We start from the raw sequence: 16,740 nt of genomic DNA, 5'->3' as shown, positions 1-16,740 counted from the left end.
GTTGGTTGAAAATGCCACGTAAATGAAGATTTCTGGCGGGTTCATTCGTACTCAATTTTCCTGGCGCTATTAAAAACTGATCGCAAAATTTTTAGGCCGTACCACTTGGCCTGATGTTTAAGGAAAGCCGGTATCTGAAGGCTTGTGCTCAAATTGTGAGCAAAACTATAGGAATTAATCGATGACTATGACTACGACTAAGATTTCTAAAACTCTGTTAGCTGTTGTTCTTGGCTCTGTATTGGCAAGCGGTAGCGCTTTAGCAGAAGACAAGATGCTTAACAAAACCGAATCGACAGCGGACACAGCAGGCGAAAAAATTGATAGCTCCGTAAAAGACGTCGGTAATTTCATGGATGACAGCAGTATCACGGCGAAAGTGAAAGCCGCCCTGGTCGATCACGACAATATCAAGAGTACCGATATCTCCGTGAAAACCGACAAGAAAGTGGTGACGCTGAGTGGATTTGTTGAAAGCCAGGCGCAGGCCGAGCAGGCCGTAACCGTCGCGAAAGGCGTGGAAGGCGTTGCTTCCGTCAGCGACAAACTCCATGTGCGTAATGGCACCGATAAATCCGTAAGCGGTTATGCAGGCGATACTGCAACCACTAGCGAAATTAAAGCTAAACTTTTAGCTGATGACATCGTCCCTTCACGCCATGTGAAAGTGGAAACCACTGAAGGTGTTGTACAGCTATCCGGTACCGTGGAATCGAATGCGCAGTCAGCACGAGCCGAGAGTATCGCAAAAGCAGTTGATGGCGTGAAAAGCGTCAAAAACGACCTGAAAGTGAAGTAACAGAACTGAATACCCAAAGGGTATAGAAACTTTCTCCTCCGGCAACGCCGGGGGAGTAGGTCAGCAACATCGTTACTCAATATCGCCAATGAGTGTGTTTCTGGCGCTCATCCAGAAGCGATTCGGGTTCATTATGGTTAAGGAGAAGCTTATGTTTCGTTGGGGCATTATTTTTCTGGTCATTGCGTTGATTGCAGCAGCACTGGGTTTTGGTACTCTCGCGGGTACTGCGGCAGGTGCAGCAAAAATTGTCTTCGTGGTAGGTATTATTCTGTTCCTGGTAAGCCTGTTTATGGGTCGAAAACGCCCATAGCAATATTTACGTGCTATAACCATTAGAGACAGACCAGAGAGCCAGTCTATTTAGACTGGCTCTCGCGTTTTTAATCGACTAACAAATAATAAATAACCAATAATAAATATCCTTTAGATTAAGGAAGGCAGGGTGGGACAAAGAATACCCGTAACGCTCGGCAACATTGCGCCGCTTGCGCTTCCAAAGTTTCGTCCCGGAAAACTCGCCATTGTTTGTGAAGGCGGCGGGCAGCGTGGGATATTTACAGCCGGTGTGCTGGACGAATTTATGCGCGCTAACTTCAACCCGTTCGACCTCTTCTTAGGCACCTCTGCCGGTGCACAAAACCTTTCTGCGTACGTGTGCAACCAGCCCGGTTATGCCAAAAGAGTGATTACTCGTTTTACCACTACCCGCGAATTTTTTGATCCGCTGCGCTTTGTGCGTGGAGGGCATCTTATCGATCTCGACTGGCTGGTCGAGTCCACTTCGACCAAAATTCCGCTCTCAATGGTGACGGCTGAAAAGCTGTTCGAAGCAGGTAAAGCCTTTTACATGTGCGCCTGTCGCAGCGATGACTACTCGCCGGGTTACTTCTTGCCCAACAGCGGCACCTGGCTGAATTTGCTCAAAGCCTCCAGCGCGATTCCAGGTTTTTACCGCAGCGGAGTGGAGATTGACGGCATCGGTTATCAGGACGGCGGCATCAGTGATGCTATCCCTGTGAGAGAAGCAGTCCGCCTCGGGGCGGATACCCTGGTCGTTATTCGTACCGTGCCTTCGCAGATGTACTACACACCTGAATGGTTTAAACGTATGGAACGTTGGTTGGGAGACAGCAGCCTGCAGCCATTGCTAAACCTGGTGCATCATCATGAAGCCAGTTACCGCGAAATACAGAGCTTCATTGAAAAACCACCGGGTAAACTGCGCATTTTCGAAATTTACCCGCCGAAACCGTTGATGAGTTCTGCATTGGGTAGCCGATTACCGGCGCTGAATACCGACTACAAAACCGGCCGTTTATGCGGGCGCTATTTCCTCGCAACGGTGGGCAAATTACTCGCGGATCAACCGCCGATAAGGCGCCATCTCCCGCGCATTGTCGTGCCCGGGCCGATGGTCGTTCCACCTGCCATGGTGGTTCAGGAGCCTTTATCCAAAGAGGTCATTGAGACACCGGAAGCGAATGATTCCACCTTTAATAATGAGGACACGGCGTGACGATGAAGTTTTACGATACTCACTGTCACTTCGATTTCCCGCCTTTTAGCGACGATGAAACCAACAGCCTGGCGCTTGCCGCACAAGCGGGTGTTGAAAAAATCATTGTTCCGGCAATTGAAGCAGACCGGTTCAGCAAGGTACTTGCGCTGGCAGATAACTACCCGACGCTGTATGCCGCATTAGGTTTGCATCCGATTGTGATTCATAAACATCAGGATGCTTCTCTGGCTTTGCTTGAGCACCACCTGCAACAGCGCCCGGCGAAATTGGTGGCGATTGGCGAAATGGGTCTTGATCTCTACATGCAAAACCCACTTTTTGATAAGCAAGAAGCGATGCTGGATGCACAGCTAAAACTGGCAAAACGTTATGATCTGCCGGTTATTCTTCATTCCCGCCGTACCCACGATAAACTCGCTGCCCATTTAAAGCGCCATAACTTACCGCGAACCGGTGTGGTACACGGTTTTGCAGGCAGTTTGCAGCAAGCTGAACGCTTCGTCGCGTTAGGTTACAAAATGGGTGTTGGCGGAACGATTACCTACCCGCGCGCCAGTAAAACCCGGGATGTTTTCGCACATCTGCCGCTAACATCGCTGGTGCTGGAAACTGACGCGCCCGACATGCCGCTTAATGGGTGGCAAGGTCAACCCAACCGCCCGGAGCGCATTGCAGACGTTTTTCAGGCACTTTGTACACTACGTTCAGAACCTCCTGAAGCGATCGCGAACACCTTGATTAATAATTGTCATGAATTATTCAGAATGAAATAGTCAGTAACAAAATGTGATCTGGCTCACTTTATAAGACAAACGTTTCCGTGAATGTCTATAAATACGTGATTGCCGTTCCATTTGCTGGCCTACCTGCCGTTATAATCCCGCCCGTTGTAGATTTTTAGCTCGCTTTCATTTTTCAATTAATACACAGGGATTCTGTATGCAACTACTCATGGGATTGATCGGCATGATCGTTCTGCTGCTGATCGCCGTTTTACTTTCCAGTAATCGCAAAGCGATTAATATTCGTACCGTTCTTGGTGCGTGGATTATTCAGATCGGTATCGGGGCATTGGTTTTGTATGTTCCGGTTGGTCGTCAAGTTCTACTCGCTATGTCTCAAGGTGTCGCGAACGTTATCGCTTACGGTAACGCAGGTATCTCCTTCCTGTTCGGCGGCCTGGTTTCAGACAAAATGTTCGAAGTTTTTGGTGGCGGCGGTTTCATTTTCGCACTGCGCGTTCTGCCAATTATTGTCTTCTTCTCCTCACTGATTGCTGTGCTTTACTACCTTGGCATCATGCAGTTAGTTATTCGTGTTCTCGGCGGCGGTCTGCGTAAGGTTCTGAAAACCTCGCGTACAGAATCCCTTTCTGCAACAGCAAACATCTTTGTTGGCCAGACAGAAGCTCCGCTGGTCGTTCGTCCTTACATCGCAACCATGACCCGTTCAGAGCTGTTCGCGGTAATGTGTGGTGGTCTGGCATCTGTTGCAGGTTCAGTATTGGCAGGTTACGCACAAATGGGCGTACCGCTGGAATACCTGATTGCAGCATCCTTCATGGCAGCCCCAGGCGGCCTGCTGTTTGCTAAACTGATTCTGCCAGAAACTGAAACACCAAATGACGCACCAGAACTGGATTCCATGAAAAATGACCCAGATCGCCCGGCAAACGTGTTGGACGCTGCGGCATCCGGTGCAGCTTCAGGTATGCAACTGGCTCTGAACGTAGGCGCAATGTTGCTGGCGTTCGTGGCACTGATTGCCCTGCTTAACGGCATGCTTTCTGGCATCGGTGGTTGGTTCAACTACCCGCAACTGTCTATGGAACTGATTCTCGGCTGGGTGTTCTCACCGCTGGCGTGGGTTATCGGTGTTCCGTGGAGCGAAGCTAACGTTGCTGGTTCCTTCATCGGCCAGAAACTGATTATCAACGAATTTGTGGCGTACCTTAACTTCGGGGAATACCTGAAAGATGATGCAACCGTAGCGGCTGCTGGCCTGCAAGTTCTGTCGGATCACACTAAAGCCATTATCTCCTTCGCGCTGTGTGGTTTTGCTAACCTTTCTTCTATCGCTATCCTGATTGGTGGGCTGGGAAGCATGGCGCCGAGCCGCCGTCACGACATTGCGCAGTTAGGTCTGAAGGCTGTTGCAGCAGGTACGCTGTCTAACCTGATGAGTGCAACAATTGCCGGGGTCTTCCTGTCATTATAAAAAGGTGATGTTAAAATTATAACATCCCTGTGAAATCAATGGTCGGCGCTTTCGTCGGCCATTTTTTATTTCTGGCGGCGACTTTTCCGTTATCACTCGTTGTTAAATCACATATACTGTACAAATTATGTAATTTCACCGTGGTTTTTGTGAAGCTATACGCAAAACCATCTGGGTTGTGAATGTTATAATTATAACATCGCAACTGATTCTATATCTTTTGTTGGAGAATGTTATGACCGATTTAACTGCAAGCAGCCTGCGCGCTCTGAAACTGATGGACCTGACGACCCTGAACGACGACGACACTAATGAAAAAGTGATCGCACTTTGCCATCAGGCCAAAACTTCAGTCGGCAACACGGCTGCTATTTGTATCTACCCACGCTTTATTCCTGTCGCACGTAAAACGCTGAACGAACAGGGCACGCCTGATATCCGTATCGCAACGGTGACCAACTTCCCACACGGCAACGACGATATCGAAATCGCACTGGCTGAAACTCGTGCTGCTATCGCCTACGGCGCAGACGAAGTTGATGTGGTGTTCCCGTACCGTGCGCTGATCGCCGGTAACGAACAAGTGGGTTTTGAGCTGGTGAAAGCCTGTAAAGAAGCCTGTGCTGCGGCTAACGTTTTGCTGAAAGTGATCATCGAAACTGGCGAGCTGAAAGAAGAAGCACTGATTCGTAAAGCTTCAGAAATCTCTATCAAAGCAGGCGCTGATTTCATCAAAACCTCTACCGGTAAAGTGCCCGTTAACGCCACGCCTGAAAGCGCTCGCATCATGTTGGAAGTGATTCGTGATATGGGTGTTGAAAAAACAGTTGGTTTCAAACCTGCTGGCGGCGTGCGTACAGCTGAAGACGCAGCGTTGTTCCTGTCTATTGCTGACGACCTGTTTGGCGCTGACTGGGCTGATTCCCGTCACTACCGTTTTGGCGCATCCAGCCTGCTCGCGAGCCTGTTGAAAGCGCTGGGTCATGGCGACGGCAAAAGCGCCAGCAGCTACTAATTACTCATCATACTTCAAGCTGCAGGTGCGTTGGCTGCGCTCTCTCACCCCAGTCACTTACTCATGTAAGCTCTGGGGGTTCGTTCTCTTGCCGCCTGCCTGCAACTCGAATTATTTAGAGTAATATTTATTCGTGGCGGGCTTCCCGCCGCATTTAACCTGATAAATTCAGGGGGTTACCTTGTTCCTCGCTCAAGAAATTATTCGTAAAAAACGTGATGGTCATGCGCTAAATGATGAGGAAATTCGTTTCTTCATTAATGGTATTCGCGATAACACCATCTCCGAAGGGCAGATTGCCGCACTGGCAATGACCATTTTCTTCCACGACATGACTATGCCAGAACGCGTATCACTGACCATGGCGATGCGAGATTCAGGAACCGTGCTGGACTGGAAGAGTCTTAACCTGAACGGCCCCATCGTTGATAAACACTCAACGGGCGGCGTGGGTGATGTGACGTCCTTGATGCTCGGCCCAATGGTGGCGGCATGCGGTGGTTATATCCCAATGATCTCTGGCCGTGGTTTGGGCCACACTGGCGGTACGCTCGATAAACTTGAAGCGATCCCAGGCTTTGATATTTTCCCGGACGATAACCGTTTCCGCGACATCATTAAAAATGTCGGCGTGGCGATTATCGGCCAGACAAACTCCCTTGCTCCTGCTGACAAGCGTTTCTATGCCACGCGTGACATTACCGCGACCGTAGATTCCATTCCGTTGATCACCGCGTCGATTCTTGCGAAGAAACTGGCAGAAGGCCTGGATGCGCTTGTGATGGACGTGAAAGTGGGTAGCGGCGCATTTATGCCAACTTACGAGCTTTCCGAATTGCTTGCTGAAGCCATTGTTGGCGTGGCAAATGGCGCGGGTGTTAAAACCACGGCATTGCTGACCGACATGAACCAGGTGCTGGCATCCAGCGCGGGTAACGCGGTTGAAGTTCGCGAAGCGGTGCAGTTCCTGACGGGCGAATACCGTAACCCGCGTCTGCATGAAGTGACCATGGCGCTGTGCGTGGAAATGTTACTTTCCGGCAACCTCGCTAAAGACGACGCGCAAGCACGCGCCAAACTGCAAGCGGTACTGGATAACGGTAAAGCAGCAGAAGTCTTTGGGCGTATGGTTGCGGCACAAAAAGGCCCGGCCGATTTCGTCGAAAACTATGCGAAATACCTGCCAACAGCTGTGCTGAGCAAAGCGGTGTATGCCGATACAAATGGCTTCATCTCCGAGATGGACACCCGTGCGCTAGGTATGGCAGTGGTGGCGATGGGCGGCGGTCGCCGTCAGGCTTCTGACTCCCTGGATTACAGCGTCGGCTTTACCGACATGGTGCGCCTGGGCGATAGCGTTGAGATTTCACGTCCACTGGCAGTGATTCATGCCGCAAGCGAAAGCCAATGGCAGGAAGCGGCACGAGCGGTGAAAGCGGCAATTAAAGTTAACGATACCGCACCGGCTCAAACACCAGACGTCTATCGCCGTATCAGCTAAATGCTGGCATACTGATCTGATCACTTTTTGAAACGCCTCCGGGCGTTTTGGCCGCGACTACGCAGGAGAAATTATGAAACGTGCATTTATTATGGTGCTGGATTCTTTCGGCATTGGCGCGACAGAAGATGCAGAAAAATTTGGCGATGTTGGCTCTGATACTTTCGGGCACATTGCGCAGGCTTGTGCCAAAGGCGAAGCAGACAAAGGTCGTAAAGGCCCGCTGCATCTGCCAAACCTGACCAGCCTTGGCCTTGTCAAAGCAGCCGAAGGTTCAACTGGCAAAATTCCAGCAGGTATGGACGGTGACGCAGACGTTATCGGTGCATACGGTTGGGCGCATGAGCTTTCATCCGGTAAAGACACGCCGTCTGGTCACTGGGAAATCGCCGGTGTTCCTGTGCTGTTTGAGTGGGGTTACTTCTCTGATACCCAAAATAGCTTCCCAGAGGAATTGCTGAATAAACTGGTTGAGCGTGCAAACCTGCCAGGTTACCTCGGTAACTGCCACTCATCCGGTACTGTGATTCTCGATGAGCTGGGCGAAGAGCATATGAAAACCGGCAAGCCGATTTTCTATACCTCTGCTGACTCCGTGTTCCAGATTGCCTGCCACGAAGAAACTTACGGCCTCGATAAACTTTATGAGCTGTGCGAAATTGCCCGTGAAGAGCTGACCGAAGGCGGCTACAACATTGGTCGTGTTATCGCGCGTCCGTTTATCGGCGATAAAGCCGGTAACTTCCAGCGTACTGGTAACCGCCACGATCTGGCTGTTGAACCGCCAGCACCAACCGTGTTGAAAAAACTGGTTGATGAGAAAAATGGTCAGGTGGTTTCTGTCGGTAAAATTGCGGATATCTATGCTGAAGTCGGTATCACCAAAAAAGTGAAAGCGACCGGTCTGGATGCGCTGTTTGATGCCACCATCAAAGAGATGAAAGAAGCGGGCGACGACACTATCGTGTTCACCAACTTCGTTGATTTCGACTCATCTTACGGCCACCGCCGTGATGTAGCGGGTTACGCTGCAGCACTGGAACTGTTTGACCGCCGTCTGCCAGAACTGATGGAACTGCTGAAAGAGGATGATATTTTAATCCTTACCGCTGACCACGGTTGTGACCCAACCTGGCAAGGCACTGACCATACTCGCGAACACATTCCGGTGCTGGTTTACGGCCCGAAAGTGAAAGCCGGTTCTTTAGGTCACCGTGAAACTTTTGCTGATATCGGTCAGACGGTTGCTAGCTATTTCGGTACGTCTCCGATGGATTACGGTAAGAACATGCTGTAATACCCGTCATTCTTCGAGCCGCAGGGGTGTTGGCTGCAAAAGCTCACCTGCGACTCGAATTATTTAGGGTATATGGATTACAGATTTGGGTGAGATGTTTTATCCGCCCAGACGTTTACCTCTTAAAACAAGGATATAAATATGGCAACGCCACATATTAATGCTGAAATGGGTGATTTCGCAGACGTCGTACTGATGCCTGGGGATCCGCTGCGCGCAAAACACATCGCAGAAACTTTCCTTGAAGATGTTCGTGAAGTGAACAACGTGCGTGGCATGTTGGGCTTCACCGGTACTTATAAAGGCCGCAAAATCTCTGTAATGGGCCACGGCATGGGTATCCCATCCTGCTCCATCTACACCAAAGAGCTGATCACTGATTTCGGCGTGAAGAAAATCATTCGCGTGGGTTCATGCGGCGCGGTACGTGCTGATGTGAAACTGCGTGATGTGGTTATCGGCATGGGCGCTTGCACCGACTCTAAAGTGAACCGTCTGCGTTTCAAAGACCACGACTTTGCAGCCATCGCTGACTTCGACATGGTTCGCAATGCAGTTGATGCAGCTAAAGCGCTGGGCGTTGACGCTCGCGTAGGTAACATCTTCTCCGCAGACTTATTCTACACGCCAGACCCAACCATGTTTGACGTCATGGAAAAGTACGGCATCCTGGGCGTGGAAATGGAAGCCGCGGGTATCTACGGCGTGGCAGCAGAATTCGGCGCGAAAGCACTGACCATCTGCACCGTGTCTGACCATATCCGTACTCACGAGCAGACCACTGCTGAAGAGCGCCAGACTACCTTTAACGACATGATCAAGATTGCTCTTGAATCTGTGTTACTGGGCGATAAAGAGTAAGTTTTATCAGGGCGCTGCAAAGCGCCCTTAATCCTTTAGTCTCGATTCACGACGCTATTTAGCGCACCGTCTGCGCAATCCACGCGCCCAACTCACGCAATTCCATTTCTTGTTCCGGGAAATCGGCAACCAATGTTTCGCACTGCTGCTGCAACATGTCGCTGCGATACAGACAACCCTGTAAACGCGCCGCCAGAGCTTCCAGTGGTGCTGGATTCAGGCTGTCGGTAAAGATTTGCGTGCGCGTGATATGCCCTTTCTCAACGTCGAAATGCAGCTCAACACCGCCCCAGGTAAAACGCTGATCCAGCAAGTGACTGAATGCAGGTGCCTGGCCGAAATTCCATTCCCAGCTACTTTGCCGGGCAAAGGTTTCAGCAAAACCGGGTAAGTCGGGCAGGGCGTCCGGAGAGATATGTTCTGCTTCTGTGCGTTCGCCGTAATAGTCAAAAAATGACTCGCGCACGGCATCACAAATTTGCTCATGAGTCAGGCCTGGCTGGATCTCGCCAAGATTGGTAACGCGGCCGCGTACTGAGGTAATGCCTTTGGCCTGGAGTTTTTTCTCATCAGGATTCAGGTAATTCGCCAGACGGCTGAGATCGGCATTGAGCAGCAAAGTGCCGTGATGGAAACCGCGATCCAGGTTTTCTTTATAAGCCGAACCGGAAACTTTGCGCGGCCCTTCAAGTGTTTCGACTTCCAGATCGTTACGCCCGGATGCCGCCGCGTTGATGCCGAGAGAATTTAGTGCATTCACCACAATGGCGGTAGATACGCTTTTATCGTATTCCGGCTTCCCGGCCATAAACGTGAAACAGGTATTCCCCAGATCGTGGAAAACCGCGCCGCCGCCACTGCTGCGCCTTGCCAGACGCACGTTATCTTCTTCCATGCGCCGGGTATTACACTCTTTCCACGGGTTTTGTGCCCGGCCAATGACCACCGTATCGGCATTGCGCCATAAAAAAAGCACACGCTGCGTGGCCGGCATCTGGCGGAAAATACACTCTTCAACCGCCAGGTTGAACCATGGGTCATAAGAGTCAGAAATAAGCAGACGCAAGCTCGTCATCGTAGAATTCCTTTCCTGTTAAGGTTTATTGGCGCTCTGTTCTTCCTCGTCTTCTTTAACTTCGGTATTCGCAGTAAGAAGGAAAGGAGACTGTTGCCAGCGGGTACGTTTACCCTGCAAAAGAGTACGTGTCAGCACAATGCCAATCGCCAGCGCCAGTAACATCATCAGGCGCAAAATATTCGTCGTGTTATCCACCTGCTTGGCTTCAGAGGCGAGGGTGTGCGTATCCAGTGTGATGCGCAGATAGCCCACTGGCCCATCTTTATCTTCAATCGGCTGAACGATCTGCTGGTTGAAATAGCTGCCTGCTTTCTTACCATCCAGCGCCAGTCTGTCGCGCACACCGATTCCTTCACCCGCACGCGCAATTTGATCGCCATTGCTGTCGTACACGCCCGCATCCAGAATACGACTGTCTTCAGTCAGTAATTTCAGGGTAGTTGAGATTTTTTTCTCATCAGGGTTTTCAGATTTCATTAATGGGGTCAGGTTGTAACTCACCTGGCGTGCCAGCGTTCTTGCCAGCTCTTCAAGCTGTACATTACGGGCTTGTTGGTGCCCCTGGCTAAACCATGAAGCCCCCTGCATCAACGCGACTAAAAGTGCGAGGCAGATAAGCACAATCACTGCACGATGCAGCCTGAATTTCATTTTTGCCCGAGCCATAATGCACCTTAGGAAAATTGCTTACTTTAATGTTGCCAGAAGCTACGAGTACAAGGTAGCCTCATGCGTTGTTTTGTCCCGGCCTTTATCTTTATTCTGGAGTTGTGATGCCAAATAGTCTGACCTGGTGCGACCTGCCGACCGATGTCTCTCTCTGGCCTGGGTTGCCGCTATCGTTAAGTGGTGATGAAGTCATGCCACTCGATTACCGTGCTGGCCGCAGTGGCTGGCTTCTGTATGGTCGGAATCTGAATAAAGAGTGCCTGAATCACTACCAACGTAAATTGGGTGCGGCGATGGTTATTGTCACCGCATGGTGCGTTGAAGACTATCAGGTTATTCGCCTGGCGGGTTCATTAACACCGCGAGCAACTAAACTTGCGCACGAGGCTGGGCTGGATGTCGCGCCGCTGGGTAAAATCCCACATCTGCGCACGCCGGGTCTGCTGGTAATGGACATGGATTCCACCGCCATTCAAATCGAGTGCATTGATGAAATCGCCAAACTGGCAGGCACCGGTGAAATGGTAGCGGAAGTCACCGAGCGCGCTATGCGTGGCGAACTGGACTTCGCGGCCAGCCTGAAACAACGCGTTGCGACCCTCAAAGGAGCGAACGCTTCTATTTTGCGCCAGGTCCGTGATGAACTGCCGCTGATGCCCGGGCTGACTTCGTTGGTACTTAAACTCGAATCACTCGGCTGGAAAGTGGCTATCGCTTCTGGCGGCTTCACCTTCTTTGCGGAGTATCTGCGCGACAAACTGCATCTGCATGCGGTTGTCGCCAATGAACTGGAAATCTGCGACGGCAAGCTGACGGGCGAAGTGATCGGCCAAATCGTTGATGCACAGTTCAAAGCGGAAACACTCAAGCGCCTCGCGGATAAATATGAAATCCCCGTCGCGCAAACCGTTGCGATTGGTGATGGCGCGAATGATTTACCGATGATTCTGTCTGCCGGGCTGGGCATCGCTTTTCACGCGAAACCAAAGGTTAATGAGAAAACAGAAATCACCATCCGTCATGCTGATTTGATGGGTGTATTCTGTATTCTTTCAGGCAGTCTTATTCAGGAAGAACGCTAATGGCGAAAGCGCCGAAACGTGCATTTGTCTGCAACGAATGTGGTGCAGATTATCCTCGCTGGCAGGGGCAATGCAGCGCCTGCCATGCATGGAACACTATCACGGAGGTGCGTATTGCCGCCTCTCCGACAGTTGCGCGTAACGAGCGTTTGTCAGGTTATGCCGGTAGCGCGGGCGTCAGCAAAGTACAAAAACTTTCTGATATCAGCCTCGAAGAACTGCCGCGCTTTTCCACCGGTTTTAAAGAGTTCGACCGCGTACTGGGCGGCGGTGTGGTGCCGGGTAGTGCCATTCTGATTGGCGGTAATCCAGGTGCGGGTAAATCAACATTGCTGCTGCAAACGCTGTGTAAACTCAGCGAACAAATGAAAACGCTGTACGTCACGGGTGAAGAGTCGCTGCAACAAGTGGCGATGCGTGCGCACCGTTTAGGTTTGCCGACGAACAACCTGAATATGCTGTCTGAAACCGGTATCGAGCAAATCTGCATGATTGCCGAAGAAGAAGCACCGAAGCTGATGGTTATCGACTCCATTCAGGTGATGCATATGGCTGACGTGCAATCGTCGCCGGGTAGCGTGGCGCAGGTGCGTGAATCTGCCGCTTATCTGACGCGCTTTGCCAAAACACGTGGCGTGGCGATTATCATGGTTGGCCACGTCACCAAAGACGGGTCGCTCGCCGGGCCAAAAGTTCTCGAACACTGTATTGACTGCTCGGTGATGCTTGATGGTGATGCCGACTCTCGTTTCCGTACCCTGCGCAGCCATAAAAACCGCTTTGGTGCGGTGAATGAGCTGGGCGTATTTGCCATGACGGAACAGGGGCTGCGTGAAGTGAGTAACCCTTCGGCTATCTTCCTGAGCCGTGGTGATGAAGTGACACCCGGCAGCTCAGTGATGGTGGTGTGGGAAGGAACGCGTCCGCTACTGGTAGAGATTCAGGCGCTGGTGGATCAATCCATGATGTCCAACCCACGTCGTGTGGCTGTTGGCCTCGAACAAAACCGCCTGGCCATTTTACTGGCCGTGTTGCACCGCCATGGCGGTTTGCAAATGGCTGACCAGGATGTGTTTGTTAACGTGGTCGGTGGTGTGAAAGTCACGGAAACCAGTGCCGACCTGGCCTTATTGTTGGCGATGGTGTCCAGTCTGCGTAACCGCGCTTTGCCACAAGATTTAGTGGTGTTTGGTGAGGTGGGGTTGGCCGGGGAAATTCGTCCGGTTCCAAGCGGCCAGGAACGTATTTCTGAAGCGGCAAAACACGGCTTTAAACGGGCGATTGTGCCGCAGGCTAACGTACCGAAAAAACTACCGGAAGGAATGCAGGTCTTCGGCGTCAAAAAACTCGCTGATGCGCTGTCGGTATTTGACGACTTATAATTGATACTCGTCATAATTCAGGTTGCAGCAGTGTTGGCTGCAACTCGAATGAATTAGGGTATATTTCCCATTTTGCAGGAGCAGGCAACATGTCGTCTTTTGAGTACCTGAAGACTGCTATTCGTCAGCAGAACGTTACGCTACAGCAAGTTGCAGAATCCTGCGGCATGACCAAAGGTTATCTTAGCCAGTTACTGAACGCAAAAATCAAAAGTCCAAGTGCGCAGAAACTGGAAGCATTACATCGTTTTCTCGGCCTGGAATTTCCCCGGCGTGAGAAAAAAGTGGGTGTTGTCTTCGGGAAGTTTTATCCGCTGCATACCGGCCATATCTATTTGATTCAACGCGCAGCAAGCCAGGTTGATGAACTGCATATCATCATGGGTTATGACGAAACTCGCGACCGCCTGCTGTTTGAAGATAGCGCCATGTCGCAGCAACCGACCACGGGCGACCGCCTGCGCTGGTTACTCCAGACCTTCAAGTATCAAAAAAATATCCGTATTCACTCTTTTAACGAAGAGGGAATGGAGCCGTATCCGCACGGTTGGGATGTGTGGAGCCGTGGCATTAAAGCGTTCATGGAGAGCAAAGGGATTAACCCCGATTGCATCTATACCTCGGAAGAGAGCGATGCGCCGCGCTTTATCGAACAGCTCGGTATTGAAACGGTGCTTATCGACCCGAAACGCACATTCATGAATATCAGCGGTGGGCAGATTCGCGAAAACCCATTCCGCTATTGGGAATACATTCCTACCGAAGTTAAACCGTTCTTTGTGCGCGCCGTGGCTATTCTGGGCGGCGAGTCGAGCGGTAAGTCGTGGATGGTGAATAAGCTCGCCAATATCTTCAACACGACCAGCGCCTGGGAATACGGGCGTGATTACGTCTTTTCACACCTCGGTGGTGATGAGATGGCGTTGCAATATTCTGACTACGATAAAATCGCCATTGGCCACGCACAGTACGTTGATTTTGCAGTTAAATATGCTAACAAAGTTGCGTTTATCGACACCGATTTTGTCACTACGCAGGCATTCTGCAAAAAATACGAAGGGCGTGAGCACCCATTTGTGCAGGCGCTGATTGATGAGTACCGCTTTGATCTAGTGATTTTGCTGGAAAACAACACGCCGTGGGTGGCTGATGGTTTGCGCAGCCTGGGCAGCGATACCGATCGTAAATCTTTCCAGAATCTTTTGGTTTCGATGCTCGACGAGAACAACATCAGCTACGTTCATGTAGAAGAGCCTGACTACGATTCTCGCTTTTTACGCTGTGTTGATTTGGTGAAAGGTTTGATTGGCGAACGCGAGTAGAAAAATAACCCTCACCCCGGCCCTTTCCCTCTTAGGAGAGGGAGAAAACCGCTAATTACCTTCTCCTGGAAAGAGGGAGAAAACCGGATAATTCCCTCTCCTGGGGGAGAGGGTTAGGGTGAGGGTGTTACAACAACTACTTACTTACACGCTTGTACTTAATACGCTTAGGTTCCAGCGCATCCGCACCCAGAGTGCGTTTCTTGTACTCTTCGTACTCAGTAAAGTTCCCTTCAAAGAACTCCACTCTGCCTTCATCCTGGTAATCCAGAATGTGCGTGGCGATACGGTCAAGGAACCAACGGTCGTGCGAGATAACCATTGCACAGCCTGGGAATTCCAACAGGGCGTTTTCTAACGCGCGCAGAGTTTCGATATCCAGGTCGTTTGTTGGTTCATCGAGCAGCAGTACGTTGCCGCCAACCTGCAGCAGTTTCGCAAGGTGCAGACGACCACGTTCACCACCGGACAGCTCACCAACACGTTTACCCTGGTCAACGCCTTTAAAGTTAAAGCGGCCAACGTACGCACGGCTTGGCATCTCGGTATTACCGACACGCATGATGTCCTGCCCGCCGGAAACTTCTTCCCACACGGTTTTGCTGTTGTCCATCGCGTCACGGAACTGATCGACAGACGCCAGTTTGACGGTTTCACCCAGTTCAATGGTGCCGCTGTCTGGCTGTTCCTGGCCTGACATCATACGGAACAGGGTAGATTTACCCGCGCCGTTCGGGCCGATGATCCCGACAATCGCGCCTTTCGGTACGGCGAATGTCAGGTCTTCAATCAGCAGGCGGTCGCCGTAGGATTTACGCAGGTTGGTAACCTCAACGACTTTATCGCCCAGACGTGCGCCTGGTGGAATAAACAGTTCGTTGGTTTCATTACGTTTCTGGTATTCAGTGCTGTTAAGTTCTTCAAAGCGAGCCAGACGTGCCTTGCCTTTAGACTGGCGGCCTTTTGCACCCTGACGCACCCACTCCAGTTCCTTCTCGATGGATTTACGGCGAGCCGCTTCCGAAGAGGCTTCCTGAGCCAGACGTTCGTCTTTCTGCTCAAGCCAGGAGGAGTAGTTACCTTCCCACGGAATGCCTTCGCCGCGGTCAAGTTCCAGAATCCAGCCTGCAACGTTATCGAGGAAGTAACGGTCGTGGGTAATCGCCACAACGGTGCCTTCGAAGTCGTGCAGGAAACGCTCGAGCCACGCCACGGATTCAGCATCCAGGTGGTTCGTTGGTTCGTCGAGCAGCAGCATGTCTGGCTTTTCGAGCAGCAGGCGGCAAAGTGCCACACGGCGGCGCTCACCACCAGACAGTTTATCAATTTTTGCGTCCCAATCTGGCAGGCGCAGTGCATCAGCAGCACGCTCCAGTTGAACGTTCAGGTTGTGACCGTCGTGTGCCTGAATGATTTCTTCGAACTTACCCTGTTGGGCAGCCAGTTTGTCGAAATCGGCATCTGGCTCAGCATATTTGGCATACACTTCGTCGAGGCCTTTCAGGGCATTAACCACTTCAGCAACGGCTTCTTCAACCGATTCACGGACGGTGTGTTCGAGGTTGAGTTGCGGTTCTTGCGGCAGATAGCCGATTTTCAGTCCAGGTTGTGGACGAGCTTCGCCTTCAATGTCGGTATCAATGCCGGCCATAATGCGCAGCAGCGTGGATTTACCGGAACCGTTCAGACCCAGTACGCCAATCTTGGCGCCAGGGAAGAAACTGAGCGAGATATTTTTCAAAATATGACGTTTCGGCGGAACAACTTTGCCGACACGATGCATGGTATAAACGAATTGAGCCACAGTGCGACTTCGCCTCTTTTTCGTGATTTAAGATGGTTCGTATCAAAGGCGAAGTGTAGCCCTTTTCAGCGGGTAATCCCAGCAGGGGAAGTGGGATGTGTTACCCGAAACAGGCTTAACACTTTTATAGACAAAATAACGCCCTCTGACGTGGCGAAACCACGGTGCGAGAGTTAGCATGAAGTAATTAA

15 protein-coding genes are annotated in these 16,740 nt (G+C 51.1%); 12 read left to right on the top strand and 3 right to left on the bottom strand.

Features of this window, described 5'->3' with window-relative positions; translation table 11 throughout:
• Window positions 1–181: 181 nt before the first annotated feature.
• From osmY to deoD, 9 genes are all read left to right on the top strand, one after another.
• The gene (gene osmY, locus M975_RS15955; protein WP_064560906.1) at window positions 182–799 is read left to right on the top strand and encodes a molecular chaperone OsmY; all 618 of its coding nucleotides are present in this window, start codon (window positions 182–184) and stop codon (window positions 797–799) included.
• Between the two features lie 151 nt (window positions 800–950).
• Window positions 951–1,112 (top strand): DUF1328 domain-containing protein, encoded by a 162-nt coding sequence (locus M975_RS15950; protein WP_064513877.1) that lies wholly within the window; start codon window positions 951–953, stop codon window positions 1,110–1,112.
• Window positions 1,113–1,244: 132 nt separating this feature from the next.
• Window positions 1,245–2,318 carry a patatin-like phospholipase family protein gene (locus M975_RS15945; RefSeq protein WP_064560905.1) on the top strand — a complete coding sequence of 358 codons (1,074 nt, stop codon included), beginning with the start codon at window positions 1,245–1,247 and terminating at the stop codon, window positions 2,316–2,318.
• Window positions 2,315–3,094 carry a TatD family hydrolase gene (locus M975_RS15940; RefSeq protein ID WP_064560904.1) on the top strand — a complete coding sequence of 260 codons (780 nt, stop codon included), beginning with the start codon at window positions 2,315–2,317 and terminating at the stop codon, window positions 3,092–3,094. The genes M975_RS15945 and M975_RS15940 overlap by 4 nt, the downstream gene beginning before the upstream one ends.
• Before the next feature lie 166 nt (window positions 3,095–3,260).
• On the top strand, window positions 3,261–4,538 hold the full coding sequence (locus tag M975_RS15935) for a NupC/NupG family nucleoside CNT transporter (RefSeq protein WP_064560903.1): 1,278 nt from the start codon (window positions 3,261–3,263) through the stop codon (window positions 4,536–4,538).
• Window positions 4,539–4,773: 235 nt separating this feature from the next.
• The gene (gene deoC, locus M975_RS15930; RefSeq protein ID WP_064560902.1) at window positions 4,774–5,553 is read left to right on the top strand and encodes a deoxyribose-phosphate aldolase; all 780 of its coding nucleotides are present in this window, start codon (window positions 4,774–4,776) and stop codon (window positions 5,551–5,553) included.
• A gap of 181 nt (window positions 5,554–5,734) precedes the next feature.
• The gene (gene deoA, locus M975_RS15925; protein ID WP_064560901.1) at window positions 5,735–7,054 is read left to right on the top strand and encodes a thymidine phosphorylase; all 1,320 of its coding nucleotides are present in this window, start codon (window positions 5,735–5,737) and stop codon (window positions 7,052–7,054) included.
• A gap of 73 nt (window positions 7,055–7,127) precedes the next feature.
• Window positions 7,128–8,351, top strand: a complete 1,224-nt coding sequence (gene deoB, locus M975_RS15920) for a phosphopentomutase (protein ID WP_064560900.1) — start codon at window positions 7,128–7,130, stop codon at window positions 8,349–8,351.
• A gap of 141 nt (window positions 8,352–8,492) precedes the next feature.
• Window positions 8,493–9,212 carry a purine-nucleoside phosphorylase gene (gene deoD, locus M975_RS15915; RefSeq protein WP_034459469.1) on the top strand — a complete coding sequence of 240 codons (720 nt, stop codon included), beginning with the start codon at window positions 8,493–8,495 and terminating at the stop codon, window positions 9,210–9,212.
• A gap of 58 nt (window positions 9,213–9,270) precedes the next feature.
• Here deoD and lplA read toward each other — a convergent pair whose 3' ends face one another.
• Window positions 9,271–10,287 (bottom strand): lipoate--protein ligase, encoded by a 1,017-nt coding sequence (lplA, locus tag M975_RS15910; RefSeq protein ID WP_064560899.1) that lies wholly within the window; start codon window positions 10,285–10,287, stop codon window positions 9,271–9,273.
• A gap of 18 nt (window positions 10,288–10,305) precedes the next feature.
• A complete protein-coding gene (locus M975_RS15905; protein ID WP_064560898.1) occupies window positions 10,306–10,956 on the bottom strand; it encodes a YtjB family periplasmic protein in 651 nt (216 codons plus the stop codon).
• Between the two features lie 107 nt (window positions 10,957–11,063).
• On the opposite strand from M975_RS15905, the gene serB reads away from it, so the two are divergent.
• From serB to nadR, 3 genes are all read left to right on the top strand, one after another.
• Window positions 11,064–12,041 carry a phosphoserine phosphatase gene (gene serB, locus M975_RS15900; RefSeq protein WP_064560897.1) on the top strand — a complete coding sequence of 326 codons (978 nt, stop codon included), beginning with the start codon at window positions 11,064–11,066 and terminating at the stop codon, window positions 12,039–12,041.
• Window positions 12,041–13,423 carry a DNA repair protein RadA gene (radA, locus tag M975_RS15895; RefSeq protein WP_034498619.1) on the top strand — a complete coding sequence of 461 codons (1,383 nt, stop codon included), beginning with the start codon at window positions 12,041–12,043 and terminating at the stop codon, window positions 13,421–13,423. Before serB ends, radA begins: the two co-directional genes overlap by 1 nt.
• Window positions 13,424–13,512: 89 nt before the next feature.
• The gene (nadR, locus tag M975_RS15890) at window positions 13,513–14,745 is read left to right on the top strand and encodes a multifunctional transcriptional regulator/nicotinamide-nucleotide adenylyltransferase/ribosylnicotinamide kinase NadR (protein ID WP_064560896.1); all 1,233 of its coding nucleotides are present in this window, start codon (window positions 13,513–13,515) and stop codon (window positions 14,743–14,745) included.
• A 136-nt stretch (window positions 14,746–14,881) separates the two neighbouring features.
• Here nadR and ettA read toward each other — a convergent pair whose 3' ends face one another.
• Window positions 14,882–16,549, bottom strand: coding sequence for an energy-dependent translational throttle protein EttA (ettA, locus tag M975_RS15885; protein WP_064560895.1), 1,668 nt, complete (start codon window positions 16,547–16,549; stop codon window positions 14,882–14,884).
• Window positions 16,550–16,740 lie beyond the last annotated feature (191 nt).

The organism is Buttiauxella brennerae ATCC 51605, from assembly GCF_001654925.1.
Lineage (GTDB): Bacteria > Pseudomonadota > Gammaproteobacteria > Enterobacterales > Enterobacteriaceae > Buttiauxella > Buttiauxella brennerae.
This window is presented reverse-complemented; position numbering and strand designations above follow the sequence as displayed.